Origin of the sequence: Chakrabartyella piscis (genome assembly GCA_030067835.1) — a bacterium.
Classification (GTDB): domain Bacteria; phylum Bacillota; class Clostridia; order Lachnospirales; family Anaerotignaceae; genus Chakrabartyella; species Chakrabartyella piscis.
Window position 1 is genome coordinate 786,703 of the sequence record CP092441.1, and the last position, 15,042, is coordinate 801,744.

Here is a 15,042-nt window from a genome sequence, read left to right on the forward strand (position 1 = left end):
ATAAAAAGTTAGATAAACTTACAAAAGTCAGTTGATTAGAAAAAAGGCATAGCAAACAGAGCAACCATTAGTTGCTCGAAAAAACAAATACAAAAAACTAGTGTTGAGGAATATAGGAACAATTATTCTTTAACAAAGAATGAATCAGTCTAACAAGCTTCTTGCCAGCGTGGCTAATAGCAACATAATAATGCTTACCCTGTGACTGTTTGTGGTTAAGATAGTTTTTAAAAGAAACATCACGCATAGCAACAAGGCGAACAGCTTGCAAAATAGCCCAACGCAAATAAGTGGACCCACGCTTTACCATAGGAGTATTAGAAGCATTAAATTTACCTGATTGATAGGTAGAAGGTTCCATACCAGCAAAAGCTAAAAGCTTAGCAGGATTGGAAAAACGATGGATATCACCAATTTCGGCTAAGATGATAGCACCCAAAGTAAAAGAGATACCAGGGATAGACATAATAGGTGAATCGATTTCTTGCATAACAAGTTTAATCTGAGCATCCAAAGCATCAATTTCAGACTGAACAGACTGAACTAATCGAATAGTTTGTTGCAATTCAAAACAAATAGATCTGCTTGAAGAACCAATAGAATTGGAAGCAACGCTTTTAAATGCAATTGCTTTTTCTTTTCCATATTTACCTCTTGAAGCCTTAGAAAGCAAGTTAGTAAGTTTAGTAAGGTGACAATTAGAGATGTCGGTTGGAGAAGGCAGCTCCAAAAGTACAGCATAAGAAGACGCTTGATGAATAGACCACACCAAAGAGGGTAGCTCTGGGAAGATAATATCAATTAATCTAGTAATAGATATTTTCAGTTTTGAGCGATATCCAACCATACGATAACGATGTCTTGTTAGTGACTTTAGCTCAGAAGTTTGGTATGATACTGGTGAATAGGATTTTGAATCATCAGTAAAAAGCATAGCAGCAATCACTCTAGCATCTGTCTTGTCCGTTTTGGTCTTTCTGAGCGTGTGGGCTTTACGAAAAAGATTAGTAGATAAAGGATTCAAGGTAGTGACTTGAAAACCTTTAGCAAGTAGAAAGTTAGTGATATTAGTGCTGTAATGCCCTGTTGATTCAAGTCCTATTTTTACGTTAGAAATATCTTTAGAGTCTAAGGCTGAATAGATAGATTCAACTAAAGAATCAAAGCCTAGTTTTGAATTTTCAATGCGTAAAGAATCATTGTGAAGAACACCATCAGAATCAATAATACAACAATCATGTTTGCTTTTAGCAACATCAATACCTACAAATAACATAGAAAACAACTCCTTTAAATTTATTTGATACTACGTTCCACGAACTCTATGTTAAATGTATCCTTGCTCTATATAAAACGTCTATGCGTTATCTAACTAATCAACAATTAAACATAGAGCCATGGTTAGAGCCTTTACGAACCAGTCAGCTAAGCTGCTGTAGGAGAAATCACTAATCCATAGCATCTATTTAAATTATAGTAAATAAAAAATCAAATGAAAACTTAGAATTTACTATGTTTTCATTATACAAGGAGAAATGATTATGAAAAAATTGACAGTATTTGCAGTGGCAGCAGCACTCACATTGGCAGTAGGCACAACAGTATTTGCAGTAGAAGGTACAGAAGCAGACTCTCCTCGTGGTGGTCAAATGCAAGAACAAAAACAAGAACATCAACAAGAACATCAAATGACAGAAGATATGATGGCAGAAATGGAAGCACTTGCAGAAGAAGCTGGACTTACTTTAGAAGAATATATGGCAGAAATGCGAGCTGAAGGTGGTCAAAAAGTTGCTGGTGAAAGACCTGAAATGTCTGAAAAAATGGAAGGTGAAAAACCAGAAATGACAGACGAAATGAAAGCAGAAATGGAAGAAAAAATGGCAGAACGTCAAGCAGAAATGGAAGCACTTGCAGAAGAAGCTGGACTTACCTTAGAAGAATATATGGAAACCTTGAAAGCAGAAAAAGGTGGAAAATTAGATGGTGAAAAACCAGAAGTGTCTGATGAAATGAAAGCAAACCGTGGTGAAAAAGCAGGTCAAATGCAAGGTGGCAAACAAAAATAATCTTTAAATCCCCTCAAACCCCTTAAATTCTCTATATTGAATTTCAACATATTTAAACCTTCCCCCTTAGGAAAAAGTAGATGGAAACATCTGCTTTTTTCTTGTGTAAAAACATATGTATGCTTTAGTTGATATTTGGTGAAAAATAAGTCCTAATTAAAGATAACGAGACCTGTTGCATTCCATATTAATGTAGGGGCGGATGCCCACATCTGCCCGTAATGAAATCGTGATAGCAAACGGGTCGATGAGGGCATCGACCCCTACGTTGTTCTATTAAGACCCTTTATCTTAAATTGGGACAAATAAATAGGGTTTTTACATAGATTTTACAAGGTACACATCTATAGATAATATTGTTGCTTTATGATAAAATGGGTACAAAAAAGAAAGAGATAGGTGAAATGATATGTATGGTGTAATTGATATTGGTTCCAATACCATTCGTTTGGTGGTATATAAAGTGGAGGACAATGAGATTTGTCCTATGTTCAATAAAAAATATGCAGCAGGACTTGCAGGATACACAAACAAGAATAACTGTATGAAGCAAGCAGGAATTGATGTGGCAGTGGAAGCATTGTTGGAGCTTCGAGAATTGACACATTATATCATGTTGAAGGAATTGTATGTATTTGCAACTGCATCTTTGCGTAATATAGAGAATAGTGCAGAAGTTGTGGCAGAAATTGAAGCAAGAACAAAACTTTCCATCCGTTTGTTGAGTGGTGAAGAAGAAGCGTTGTTTGATTATTCTGGTGCAATCCAAAGTATTTCAGAAAAAGATGGTTTGTTGGTGGATATTGGAGGTGGCAGTACCGAATTGGTATTGTTCCAAAATCGTGAAGTTATCTTTGCAAAATCCATTCCAATGGGTTCTTTGAATTTCTACAATCGCTTTGTGGATGGTATCATTCCAGATAAAAAAGAAATTGTCAAAATGGAAGAAGAAGTGAAGAAATTATTGGATGAATGCAAGCTATCCAAGAAAATGACAAAAGATTTGACCATTTGTGGCGTTGGCGGTACCACACGTGCTGTGAAGAAAGTGTTGACTGGTATGAAAGAAAAGAAAATTGGCACATATTCTGTAGCAGAATTGGAACACATGGTGTCTGAAATCAAAGACAATAAAAAAGAGTTTTATCGCAATATTTTGAAAACATCAGCAGATCGAGTGCATACATTTGCACCAGGACTTGTGATTTTGGAAAGCATTGCGAAACAATATGAATGTAAAAATATCACCACCAGTGCATATGGTGTAAGAGAAGGGTTCTTATACCATATATTAACAGAAAGGGGCATTATTTGTGTCGGCAGCAGTAGCAAAACCTAAGTACATGCAGAATAGAGAGCTTTCTTGGTTAAAGTTCAATGAGCGTGTTTTGATGGAAGCGATGGATGAACAAAATCCACTTTTGGAACGTTTGAAATTCATTTCCATTTTCAATTCCAATTTGGATGAATTTTTTATGATTCGTGTGGGCAGTTTGTTTGATTTATTGGAAATTGACGCCAATAAAATTGACAATCGTTCAGGATTTACAGTGACAGAACAGTTGCAACACATTTATGAAACTGTGGCACCATTGTATCAAAAGAAAGATTTTATCTATGCAGATTTGCGTCAAAAATTGATGGGCAATGGTATTTATAGCTTGCAATATAGCGAATTGAAAGAAGCAGAAAAACAATTGGTGAAGGAATATTTCCATAACCATGTGTTGCCTGTGCTTTCTCCGCAAATTGTGGATACACACCATCCATTTCCACACATTCAAAACAATGTGGTGTATTTGGCAGCTATGATCCAAAAGAAAGATAAATCCAAGTTGGCACTGATTCAAAAACCAGCAGCACTTTCCAATTTGCTCTTTCTGCCAGGTGAAGAATTGCGTTACATTCGCCTAGAAGATATTATGTTGCGTTTTATGGAAGAGGTCTATCAAGGGTATGAAATCATAGAAAAAACCAAGATTCGTGTCACCAGAAATGCAGATATCAACTTTGATGATGAAGTCTTTGAGGTGGATGCAGATTTTCGTAGTATGATGAAGCAAATGCTCCACAAAAGAAAGCGTCTAGCTGCTGTACGTTTGGAAACTTCCAGTGAAATGAGCAAGAAATTTGAAGCATATTTGTGTGAAAAGTTGTCTTTGCAACCATCACAAATTTTCATGACAAAATCACCACTGGAATTGAGTGAAGCCTTTTCTTTGGGTTCCAAATTGCCAAAAGAAAAAGGTCAAGAACTGTCCTTTAGTGAGTTTGCACCTAGAATTCCAAGTGAAGTGAATATGAAAGAAAGCATCATCAAACAAGTGGAAGCAAACGATATTTTGCTTTCTTATCCATTTGAAAGTATGAAACCATTTTTGCAATTGATCAAAGAAGCGGCATATGACCCATCTGTGGTGTCTATCAAGATTACCATCTATCGCTTGGCTTCCAAAACCAAATTGGTGGAATATCTTTGTGCAGCAGCAGAAAATGGCAAAGATGTTACGGTTTTGATTGAGTTACGTGCTAGATTTGACGAGCAAAATAACATTGACTGGTCTGAAACCTTGGAAGAAGCTGGTTGCAATATTGTTTATGGTTTTGATGGCTATAAAGTCCATTCCAAAATCTGTTTGATTACCAAAAAAGATAAAAATGACTTCAAATATATCACCCAAATTGGCACAGGCAATTACAATGAAAAAACTGCCAAATTGTACACAGATATTTCTTTGATGACATACTGCCAAGAAATTGGACGTGATGCAAATGAATTTTTCCGTAATATGTGCATTGGCAATTTAGAGGGTCATTATCACCATTTGTTGGTGGCACCCAATTCTTTCAAAAGTCGTTTGATGGAAATGATTGATGCAGAAATTGAAAAGGGTGAAGATGGCTATATCTTCTTGAAAATCAACTCTATGACAGATGTGGATTTGATTGAAAAGCTGAGAGAAGCATCTTGTGCAGGTGTGACGGTGCGTATGATTATTCGTGGTATTTGTTGCATTCTTCCAGATGTGAAAGGTGAAACAGAGCATGTGAAAATCACCAATATTGTAGGTAGATATTTGGAACACTCCAGAATCTACGCATTTGGAAAAGGGGATAATTGTAAAATTTACTTGGGTTCTGCTGATTTTATGACCAGAAACACAGAGCGTAGAGTAGAAGTGGGATGTCCCGTATATGCACCACATATCCAAAAGAAAATTTTCAAAATCATGGAACTTTGTGGTCAAGATAATGTGAAAAGTCGTAGAATGCTATTCAATGGCGAATACATTCAAGTCAGCCAAGGAGAAGATCCCGTCAATGCACAAGAAGTTTTGATGCATACAGATATTGGTGAAAAAGGCGAACAGAAGGTGGCTATAGAAAAAACCACTGTTATGGACAAAATCATCAAATTCTTTATAAAAGAATAAAAGAAATCTAAAAGAAATCTTCAGATAGAGGTGGCTCAAATGGGTCACTTCTTTTTTTATGGAAAACTTTACAAAATAATGATTAATTCATGACAAAAGGTATCAAATGTGATACAATTATGTGATATTATGTAATAGTTTGCGTATTTTTAGAAAAATCGACACAAAACAAGTGTTTTATAGAAGATTTGGAGGATTTAGATGAAGAAGTTCAAACAAAGTATTGCCATTTTGATTGTGTTATTTGCCATCTGTATGGGTGCACAAGTTGCTTATGCATATGATTTGCCAGATTCCATTCGTATTGGATTGGAAAGCGTTTGCAAAACACAATCCAGTGCTACCATAGGTGGTAGTGAAATTTTGATTGGTCAAAATGATGAAGGTGAATTTGATGAAGAGGGTTCTTTGCAATCTTCAGGTGGTTTTACGGTATATCCAATGACTGGTGATTTTGTGGAAATTGACGATCGTTTTGACCAAGACGAAGCAGAAGATGTGGCTGATGATTTGTGTGACGATGGATATGATGCATATGCTACTTATCTTGGTGATGATGGTTGGATGGTATATGTATCAGGTTCTTCCAAGTCTTCTGTGGAGAATGCAAGCGGTTACAGTGCCAGCTCTGTATCTGGAGTTTCTGGATTTTTGGTAGAAGGTAGCAAAGGGTCTGTTCTGTTATCAGCAGATACCAATGCTTGTTTGGCTGGAGTGGGATCAGATGACACCTTTTCCATCAATGGTTCCAACTATCGTGGTATGTTGACTTTTGCAGTATATGGTAGCACTATGACAGCAGTAAATGTTATTACTTTGGAAGAATATTTGTATGGTGTTGTGCCAGCAGAAATGGGGTATGGATACCCAACAGAAGCATTGAAAGCACAAGCAGTTGCAGCCAGAACCTATGCCATTTATAAATTGGGTGGACATACAGAATCTGGATATTCCATGTGTGACCAAGTGTGTTGTCAAGTCTATGATGGATATGATGGTGAAGCCAGTACCACAACAAAAGCAGTGGATGCAACGAAAGATGAGGTTATGACCTATGGTGGTGCAATTGTACAAGCGGTATTTTCAGCATCAGCAGGTGGATATACAGAAAATAGTGAAGATGTTTGGTGGGCAACTGTACCATATCTCAGGGCAGTGCCAGAAATTGTAGAATACGAAATGACTGCATGGACCAAAACCATGACAGAATCGGAATTGAATAGTTTGTTGGATGCAAAAGGGAAAAATCTTGGTTGGGTAGACGATATTGTCATCACCAAATTGGCTGATGGTGGACGTGTACAAGAGTTGGTTTTGGTAGGTTCCAAGGATACTTTGCTTTTGGATAAAGACACCATACGTACCTATTTCTCATCAGTAATAGGCACTTTGCCAACAAAAATGTTTACCATCAATGGTGAAGGTGGCGATATTGGTACCTTTTCTACAAGTGGTAGCACAAGTTCCTTTGTGGCATCTTCTGGTGGTTCTTTGATGAGTGCAGCTGCAACATCAGGTATTGTTGCCAAAACAGAAGGCAATTTATGGAGTTTGAACGATACAAAAATTACTTTAGATATTGATGGTTCTGTAGAGAAAATCAGTTCCAGTTTTACAGAAGCAGAAATTGCAGATGTGTATATCTCAACAGCCAGTGGTGGTAAATTTGTATTTACTGGATATGGCAATGGTCATGGTGTTGGTATGAGCCAATTGGGTGCCAATGCAATGGCGGGTGCTGGCTATGATTATGAGGAAATTTTGGGTCATTACTATGTAGGTGTAACCATAGAGAATTGATACATGAAGTTTGGGAAGGAAATAAATAATGAAAACAAGTGATTTTAATTTTGATTTACCGGAAGAATTGATTGCACAAGAACCCCTTGCAGACAGAGCATCATCTCGTTTGTTGGTGGTAGATGGCAGAACCAATGATTGGACACACAAACACTTCCGTGATATCAAGGGATATCTCAAAGAAGGGGATTGTTTGGTCATCAACAACACCCGTGTATTGCCAGCAAGATTGTATGGAGAACGTGTGGGAACAGGTGCTACCATTGAAGTTTTGCTTTTGGTGCGTAGAGAATTGGATTTGTGGGAAGTGCTTGTCAAACCAGGTAAAAAAGCCAGAGTTGGAGAGAAAATCTCCTTTGGTGGTGGCAAACTTGTGGCAGAGGTTATGGAAGTCATTGAAGGTGGCAATCGTATCATTCGTTTCACATATGATGGTGTGTTTGAGCAGATTTTGGATGAACTTGGTGAAATGCCATTGCCTCCATATATCACACATAGATTGGAAGATAAAGAACGTTACCAAACAGTGTATGCAAAACATGAAGGTTCTGCAGCAGCACCAACAGCAGGACTCCACTTCACACCAGAATTGTTGGAAGAAATTAGGGGGTTGGGTGTGAAAATTGCAAATGTTACCTTGCATGTAGGTTTGGGTACCTTTAGACCTGTCAAAGTGGATGATGTTTTGAACCACGAAATGCATTCTGAGTATTATGTGGTGGAACAAGAGCAAGCAGACATCATCAACGAAGCAAAAGCAGCTGGTGGTCGCATCTTCAGTGTTGGCACCACAAGCACCAGAACTTTGGAATCTGTGACAGATGAAAACGGCATTGTGCAACCTGGTAGTGGTTGGACTAAGATTTTCATTTATCCAGGATATACATTCAAAATTGTAGACTGTTTGATCACCAATTTCCATTTACCAGAATCCACTTTGATTATGCTGGTTTCTGCGTTTGTGGGTAAAGAATTGACCATGCAAGCCTATGCAGAAGCGGTCAAAGAGCAATATAGATTTTTCTCATTTGGAGACGCTTGTCTATTCCTAACAAAGTAACATGATTGCATATAATATGCAGAAAGTAGAGTGTGAATCACATGGCAATGGAATATGTAAAACGATTGATTCAGTTGAATATTGGGTTGTTTTTGTATGCTTTGGGTGTTTACGTTTGTATCCAAGCAAATATTGGTTTGGCACCTTGGGAAGCATTCCATATGGGATTTTCCTTCATCACTGGTGTGAGTATGGGGAATATTTGTATCATTTTTAGTATTTTGATCATTGGTTTGGCATTGCTTTTGAAAGAAAAAATCGGTATTGGTAGTATTTTGAATGCTTTGATTATTGGGGTTTATTTGGATGCTTTGATGCTCAATGAAGTGATTCCAGCTGCAAATAACTTGGTTGTATCCATCATCACCATGATCATTGGTATTTTCATCATTGCATTGGCAAGTTATATGTATATTGGTTCTGCAATGGGTTGTGGACCTAGAGATACCCTTATGGTGGCACTTGGCAAACGATTCCAAAAGATTCCAGTTGGTGCAATTCGTGGTAGCATTGAAGGTAGTGTTTTGTTGATTGGTTGGTTTTGTGGTGCACCCATTGGTTTGGGCACTGTTTTGTATGTTTTTGGCATTGGATATATCATGCAATTTGTATTTAGAGTGTTGCATTTCGATGTAAAAGGTGTGCAACATGAAAATGTGTTGGATACATTTAAAATTTGGACAGGAAAGTAAAGAGCAATGAAGAACTTGTAGGGGCGCCCCTATGTGGGTGCCCGTCATCAACAGCCACAAAACTAAAATATGATGTAATTGTAGGGTGGTGGCTTGCTGCCACCGTCATGAACAACCACAAAACATAAATTTGATCATTGTAGGGTTGATTCACGAATCAACCGTGATACCACAAATTAAAAGGAAGGTAGCCTATGGATTTATTTGAATATTCCATCAGCCAAAGAGGAAACCAAGATTTGCCATTGGCAGCAAGAATGCGACCAAAAACCTTGGAAGAATTTGTTGGACAAGAGCATATTGTAGGTAAGGATAAGTTGTTGTATCGTGCCATCAAAGGGGATCGTATCAGTTCTGTTATTTTCTATGGGCCACCAGGAACAGGCAAAACCACCCTTGCAAAAATCATTGCCAACACCACCAAAAGTGAGTTTCGTCAACTGAATGCCACAACAGCAGGCATCAAGGATATCAAAGAAGTGGTGTCAGATGCAAAGGAGCGTTTGGGTATGTATGGCAAGAAAACCATTTTATTTATAGATGAAATCCATCGTTTCAACAAAACACAACAAGATGCTTTGTTGCCACATGTGGAAGATGGAACTGTGGTTTTGATTGGCGCTACAACAGAAAATCCATACTTTGAAGTGAATAAAGCGCTTGTTTCCAGATCCATTGTCTTTGAGCTGAAACCCCTTGGAAAATCAGACATTGAACAGCTATTGCATTGGGCTTTGGAAGATGTGGAACGTGGTATGGGTGCTTACAAAGGTGTTTGTGATGATGATGCCATTTCTTTCTTGGCAGACACAGCAAATGGCGATGCAAGAACTGCTCTCAATGCTTTGGAATTGGCAATTTTAACCACTGAAAAAAATAGAGATGGTAAAATCTACATTACTTTGGCAGTGGCAGAAGAATGTATCCAAAAACGAGCTTTGAATTATGATAAAAATGGTGATAATCATTACGATACCATTTCTGCATTCATCAAGAGTATGCGTGGTTCTGATCCAGATGCAGCTTTGTACTATTTGGCAAAGATGATTTATGCTGGTGAAGATGTGAAATTTATTGCCAGACGTGTGGTGATTTGTGCTTCTGAAGATGTTGGAAATGCTGATCCACATGCACTACAAGTGGCAGTTGCGGCTATGCAAGCTGTGGACTTTGTGGGACTTCCAGAAGGTAGAATTCCATTGGCACAGGCAGTTTCTTATGTGGCATGTGCACCCAAAAGCAATGCAGCTTATCTGGGTATTGATATGGCACTTGCAGATGTGAGAAATGTACGTGTTTCAGGGGTTCCAGCTCATTTGCGTGATGGTCATTATAGCGGTGCTAAGGAGCTTGGTCATAGTGTGGGTTACAAATATGCACATGACTATCCAAATCATTATGTGGAGCAACAATATTTGCCAGATGAATTGGTAGGACGTGTGTATTATGCACCAACAGACAATGGCATTGAACGTAGAATTAAGGAGCATATGAAACGCTTGAAAGGTGAATGAAAAAGCATTTATATAGTAGGAATTTGTTGAGGGGGCAATGGCATGTATAACGAAGAAATGATTTTGCAGCAAGCGGAAGTACACGACAGTTTTTATCTGTATGAAGAAGCAAAAATCAAATTGGCAATGGAAAATTTGCAGAAAAACTTCAAAGGCATTCGTTTTTTGTATTCCATCAAAACCAATGCAAATAAACATGTGGTGCAGTCTGTTTTGTCAAATGGATTTGGCGTAGATGCTGCCAGTGTGGCTGAAGTGGAGATGGGAGTTTCTCATGGTGTAGACAAAAGGGATATTCAATATTCCACACCTGGAAAGACAAGAAAATACATCGAAAAGACATTGGAGTGTGCCACCATTGTTGCAGATAGCCTTGGTGAAATGGTACGCATACAAGAAGTGGCAGAAGCAAAAGGCGTTGTTGCAGAAATTGGTGTACGTTTGAATCCTGATTTTTCTTTCTATGGTGACACTGGTGTTGCTTCTAAATTTGGCATAGATGAAGAAGCATTTTTCAATCATTTGGATTGGATTTTGTCCTTGAACAATATAAAAATTATTGGTTTGCACATCCACATTCGCAGTCAAGAATTGGATGAAATGCGTATTGCAACATACTATGAAAATATCTTGCGATTGGCACATACAGTGCAAAGAGAATTGGGTACAAACCTAGCGTTCATCAATATGGGTTCTGGTATTGGCATTCCTTATGAAATAGATGATACAGCTTTGGATATGCAAAAATTGGGTGGCAAAACATTGGATATTGTAGCCTCTTTTGCAGCAGAATTTCCACAAACACAGTTGTATATTGAAACGGGTCGCTATGTGGTTGGCAAAAGTGGCGTGTATGTGACCAAAGTATTGGACAAGAAGGTATCTTATGGTACAACTTATGTGGTGCTTGGCAATACCTTAAATGGTTTTTTGCGTCCCAGCATTGCACAACTCATTGTGAAATACAGTGGTGTTGCAAACCCTGTGGGTAGCGAGCCATTGTACACCACCAAAAACCCAACACAGATACATGTCCTCAAGAAGGAAACAGAAATGGAAGTTGTGACCTTGGTGGGAAATCTTTGTACTGCAACAGATGTGGTGGCTACTGATATTTTGTTGCCTAAATTGGAAGAAGATGATATTGTTGTTATGACCAATGCTGGTAGCTATGCAGCGGTATTGTCACCAATGCAGTTTTCTTCTCAAATTCCACCAAAAGAGCTGTTTTTACAAGAAAATGGCGAAGTGATATTCTAAAATTGGATAATAGGTGGTATCATGTGTCTATAAAATCTTTACAAAACAACAAATAAAAGATAAAAACCAAAGATCCTTCGTTCCACTCAGGATGACAAACGCCAGTCATTTTGAGGAGAGAAACGACGAAGAATCTTTGGTTTTATTTGTGTAAAAATAGCAAATCAACCCATCATATATTTTCTATCTAAGGAACGATATTGCAGCACTTCTGCAATGTGTCTAACTGTGATTTCATCGCTACCATCTAGGTCTGCAACGGTTCTGGCAACCTTCAAAATCTTATGATATCCCCTAGCACTGAGATCCATTCTTTCAAATGCAGCACGCAACAATTCCTTTTCTTCTTTGCCCAATTTACAATGGATTTCCATTTGTGCAGGTGTCAATTGTGCATTGAAAAAGATGCCATCTTCTTTGTAACGAGTCAGTTGCATATGATGTGCTTGCAACACACGAGATTTGATGGTTTCAGAAGTGTCACCATATGCAGATTCTTCCAAATCGTCATAAGAAATGGCAGGCATTTCCACCATAATATCGATACGATCCAACAATGGACCACTGATTTTTCTATGATATTTGCTGATTTCATTTTGGCTACAATGACACTTGTTTCCATTGCCCAAATGCCCACAAGGACAAGGGTTCATGGCTGCAACCAACATGAAATCAGAAGGGTATGTCAAAGTGCCATTGACACGAGCAATGGTAACTTGTCCATCTTCCAATGGTTGACGCATAATTTCCAAGGTGTTTCTTTGGAATTCTGGCAATTCATCCAAGAACAGCACACCATGATGAGAAAGTGAAATCTCACCAGGTTTTGGAATTCTACCACCACCTGTCAGAGCAGAAGCAGAAATGGTGTGATGTGGTGCACGAAATGGTCTGGTACGCACCAAAGAATTTTTATTTCTGAGCAAACCAGCCACACTATAAATCTTTGTGATTTCAATGCTTTCTGCAAAGGTCAAGTCAGGCAGAATGGTAGGCAAACGTTTTGCTAACATGGTTTTACCAGAGCCAGGTGGTCCAATGAGCAACAAATTATGTCCACCGGCAGCAGCAATCTCCATGGCACGTTTTGCAGATTCTTGACCTTTTACGTGGTAGAAATCTAAAAATTCCAAGGATTCATTTTGCGAAAACAAAGCTTCCAAATCCATATAAATGGGAGAAATGCGTTGTTTTCTAGTGAAATGTGCCACCAATTCCAAAAGGTTTTTTACAGGGTAGACTTCCATACCTTCTACCAAAGCCGCTTCTTCCATATTTTCATAGGGAACCAAACATTTCCGCAAACCACGTTCCCATGCACCATACACCATAGGCAAAATACCATTGACGGGTCTGATGGAACCATCCAAAGAAAGTTCACCTGTCACAAAATATTCAGGCAGTTCGTTTTGTGGAACCACCATAGAAGCGGCAAGCAAACCAAGGGCTATGGGCAAATCAAAAGAAGCACCTTCTTTTTTGGTATCAGCAGGTGCAAGGTTGATGGTGATGCGTTTCACTGGAAAAGTTAGGTTGGAATTTTTGATGGCAGTACGCACACGGTCACGAGATTCTTTGACAGCAGAATCAGGCAAACCCACAATATCAAATGCAGGCAAACCACTGCTCAAATCCACCTCAACTGTCACAGGATAGCTATCAATACCCAAAAGAGCAGAACTATGTATCATGGAAAGCATATCAACGCCTCTTTTCTAAAAAAATAGTTTTTTTTATCATAACAATATTGGAAGAAAAAAGCAATTGGCATAGGTAAAATTATACAATTTTTATGTATTTTTTTACTTTTTTTCAAATTTTACAAACTTTTTATTGAATTTTAAAAGGAAAGCATATATAGTATATGCGAAACACACCTTTTTTCTGGAAAAGTGTTTTGTGTCAAATACAGATGATTTTGTGACGTGTATTTTAGGGCAACACCGCACAACCCTCTATCACAACCTTTGTAGTTTATTTTCCTGTCATAAGTGTTAAAAATACTCGACGATATTTCCGATATCGCCTCCGTTTTTTAATAATTCTGACAAAAAAATCTACTCGCAAATTTTGCAATTAGGGTTATGCGGTATTGCCTTAGGAAAAGGGAGGGTCAATTGTGGAAGAATTTTATATGATGTGGCTTTCTAGGTGTCCATACATTGGTTACAAACGCATTTGCAAATTGATGGATCATTTTCACAGTGCAGAAGCCATTTGGAATGCAACAGAAGCAGACTTGCAGATGGTTAAGGGGTTGCGTGAAAAAGATATAGATTCTATTTTATTTTCCAGAGATGCAGAGCAATTGGATATATGGATTGAAGAATTGGAAGAATGGGGCATTCAGTTTTACTCTTATTTGCACCCAGCATATCCAGCACTTTTGAAGGAAATTTACGATCCACCAGTTGGACTGTATGTAAGAGGAACCCTTCCAGAAGATGATATTGACACAGTTGCCATCATTGGTGCTAGAAATTGTACCAGATATGGCTTGACTGCTGCATATACAATTTCCAAAGACTTGGGTAGAACCAATGTCATTGTAGTTAGTGGTATGGCAAAGGGAATTGATGGAGCAGCACACAAAGGGATTTTGGATGCTGGAGGACGTACCATTGCGGTTTTGGGTTGTGGTTTGGATATTTGTTATCCAGCAGAGCACAAAGAATTGATGGAACGCATTATCAACAATGGTTGTGTCATTTCAGAATTTCCACCAGGAACAGTGGCGCATCCAAAGCATTTTCCAAGACGCAATCGCATCATCAGTGGTTTGAGTAAGATGGTGGTTGTGGTAGAAGCAGGTAAAAAAAGTGGCACTTTGATTACAGCTGATTTTGCACTGGAAAATGGACGTGATGTTTTTGTGGTTCCAGGCAATGTGACCAGTGATTTGAGTGAAGGAACCAACAATCTCATCAAACAAGGTTGTCCCATTATCACAGAAGGAAATGATATCTTAGAAGAGCTTGGAATTGCCTATTCTAATGAAGAAAAAGATGTTTTTTTCAAAAAAATACGAAAAAACCTTGCACCTGAGCAAAAAGCAGTGTATGATGTGATACCGAAACAAGAACCAATCTTTGCAGAACAAATTTGTAGAATACTGCATAAAAATATACAAGATGTACAGTATATCCTTTCTATGTTGGAAGCACTGGGGCATATTGAAAAATTGCCACAATCGGGATACTGTAAAAAATAATA

At 38.2% G+C, this 15,042-nt stretch carries 11 protein-coding genes; 9 read left to right on the forward strand and 2 right to left on the reverse strand.

The genetic code is table 11. From position 1 onward, the window contains the following. Positions 1–97 precede the first annotated feature (97 nt). Positions 98–1,276, reverse strand: a complete 1,179-nt coding sequence (locus tag MJY40_RS03470) for an IS110 family RNA-guided transposase (RefSeq protein ID WP_317855684.1) — start codon at positions 1,274–1,276, stop codon at positions 98–100. Between the two features lie 265 nt (positions 1,277–1,541). On the opposite strand from MJY40_RS03470, the gene MJY40_RS03475 reads away from it, so the two are divergent. From MJY40_RS03475 to MJY40_RS03510, 8 genes are all read left to right on the forward strand, one after another. Further along, the gene (locus tag MJY40_RS03475; protein ID WP_317855685.1) at positions 1,542–2,069 is read left to right on the forward strand and encodes a hypothetical protein; all 528 of its coding nucleotides are present in this window, start codon (positions 1,542–1,544) and stop codon (positions 2,067–2,069) included. Positions 2,070–2,478: 409 nt separating this feature from the next. Then, a complete protein-coding gene (locus MJY40_RS03480; RefSeq protein WP_317855686.1) occupies positions 2,479–3,408 on the forward strand; it encodes a Ppx/GppA phosphatase family protein in 930 nt (309 codons plus the stop codon). Continuing rightward, complete coding sequence (gene ppk1, locus MJY40_RS03485; RefSeq protein ID WP_317855687.1) at positions 3,383–5,503, forward strand: polyphosphate kinase 1; 2,121 nt, start codon at positions 3,383–3,385, stop codon at positions 5,501–5,503. Before MJY40_RS03480 ends, ppk1 begins: the two co-directional genes overlap by 26 nt. A gap of 201 nt (positions 5,504–5,704) precedes the next feature. After that, positions 5,705–7,303 (forward strand): SpoIID/LytB domain-containing protein, encoded by a 1,599-nt coding sequence (locus MJY40_RS03490; protein WP_317855688.1) that lies wholly within the window; start codon positions 5,705–5,707, stop codon positions 7,301–7,303. A gap of 28 nt (positions 7,304–7,331) precedes the next feature. Beyond that, on the forward strand, positions 7,332–8,363 hold the full coding sequence (queA, locus tag MJY40_RS03495) for a tRNA preQ1(34) S-adenosylmethionine ribosyltransferase-isomerase QueA (RefSeq protein WP_317855689.1): 1,032 nt from the start codon (positions 7,332–7,334) through the stop codon (positions 8,361–8,363). 41 nt (positions 8,364–8,404) lie between these two features. Then, complete coding sequence (locus MJY40_RS03500; RefSeq protein ID WP_317856404.1) at positions 8,405–9,055, forward strand: YczE/YyaS/YitT family protein; 651 nt, start codon at positions 8,405–8,407, stop codon at positions 9,053–9,055. A gap of 194 nt (positions 9,056–9,249) precedes the next feature. Next, positions 9,250–10,569 carry a replication-associated recombination protein A gene (locus MJY40_RS03505; protein WP_317855690.1) on the forward strand — a complete coding sequence of 440 codons (1,320 nt, stop codon included), beginning with the start codon at positions 9,250–9,252 and terminating at the stop codon, positions 10,567–10,569. Positions 10,570–10,611: 42 nt separating this feature from the next. Beyond that, the gene (locus MJY40_RS03510; protein ID WP_317855691.1) at positions 10,612–11,829 is read left to right on the forward strand and encodes a type III PLP-dependent enzyme domain-containing protein; all 1,218 of its coding nucleotides are present in this window, start codon (positions 10,612–10,614) and stop codon (positions 11,827–11,829) included. Positions 11,830–11,993: 164 nt separating this feature from the next. Here MJY40_RS03510 and MJY40_RS03515 read toward each other — a convergent pair whose 3' ends face one another. Next, a complete protein-coding gene (locus tag MJY40_RS03515; protein WP_317855692.1) occupies positions 11,994–13,529 on the reverse strand; it encodes a YifB family Mg chelatase-like AAA ATPase in 1,536 nt (511 codons plus the stop codon). A gap of 419 nt (positions 13,530–13,948) precedes the next feature. On the opposite strand from MJY40_RS03515, the gene dprA reads away from it, so the two are divergent. After that, on the forward strand, positions 13,949–15,040 hold the full coding sequence (gene dprA / locus MJY40_RS03520; protein WP_317855693.1) for a DNA-processing protein DprA: 1,092 nt from the start codon (positions 13,949–13,951) through the stop codon (positions 15,038–15,040). Positions 15,041–15,042: the final 2 nt, after the last annotated feature.

What these genes read in the sequence shown, in the direction of transcription:
- MJY40_RS03480 (WP_317855686.1), top strand. Translation starts at nt 2,479, where the DNA reads ATGTATGGTGTAATTGATATTGGTTCCAATACCATTCGTTTGGTGGTA.
- queA (WP_317855689.1), top strand. Translation starts at nt 7,332, where the DNA reads ATGAAAACAAGTGATTTTAATTTTGATTTACCGGAAGAATTGATTGCA.
- MJY40_RS03475 (WP_317855685.1), top strand. Translation starts at nt 1,542, where the DNA reads ATGAAAAAATTGACAGTATTTGCAGTGGCAGCAGCACTCACATTGGCA.
- MJY40_RS03500 (WP_317856404.1), top strand. Translation starts at nt 8,405, where the DNA reads ATGGCAATGGAATATGTAAAACGATTGATTCAGTTGAATATTGGGTTG.
- MJY40_RS03510 (WP_317855691.1), top strand. Translation starts at nt 10,612, where the DNA reads ATGTATAACGAAGAAATGATTTTGCAGCAAGCGGAAGTACACGACAGT.
- MJY40_RS03515 (WP_317855692.1), bottom strand. Translation starts at nt 13,529, where the DNA reads ATGCTTTCCATGATACATAGTTCTGCTCTTTTGGGTATTGATAGCTAT.
- MJY40_RS03505 (WP_317855690.1), top strand. Translation starts at nt 9,250, where the DNA reads ATGGATTTATTTGAATATTCCATCAGCCAAAGAGGAAACCAAGATTTG.
- MJY40_RS03470 (WP_317855684.1), bottom strand. Translation starts at nt 1,276, where the DNA reads ATGTTATTTGTAGGTATTGATGTTGCTAAAAGCAAACATGATTGTTGT.
- MJY40_RS03490 (WP_317855688.1), top strand. Translation starts at nt 5,705, where the DNA reads ATGAAGAAGTTCAAACAAAGTATTGCCATTTTGATTGTGTTATTTGCC.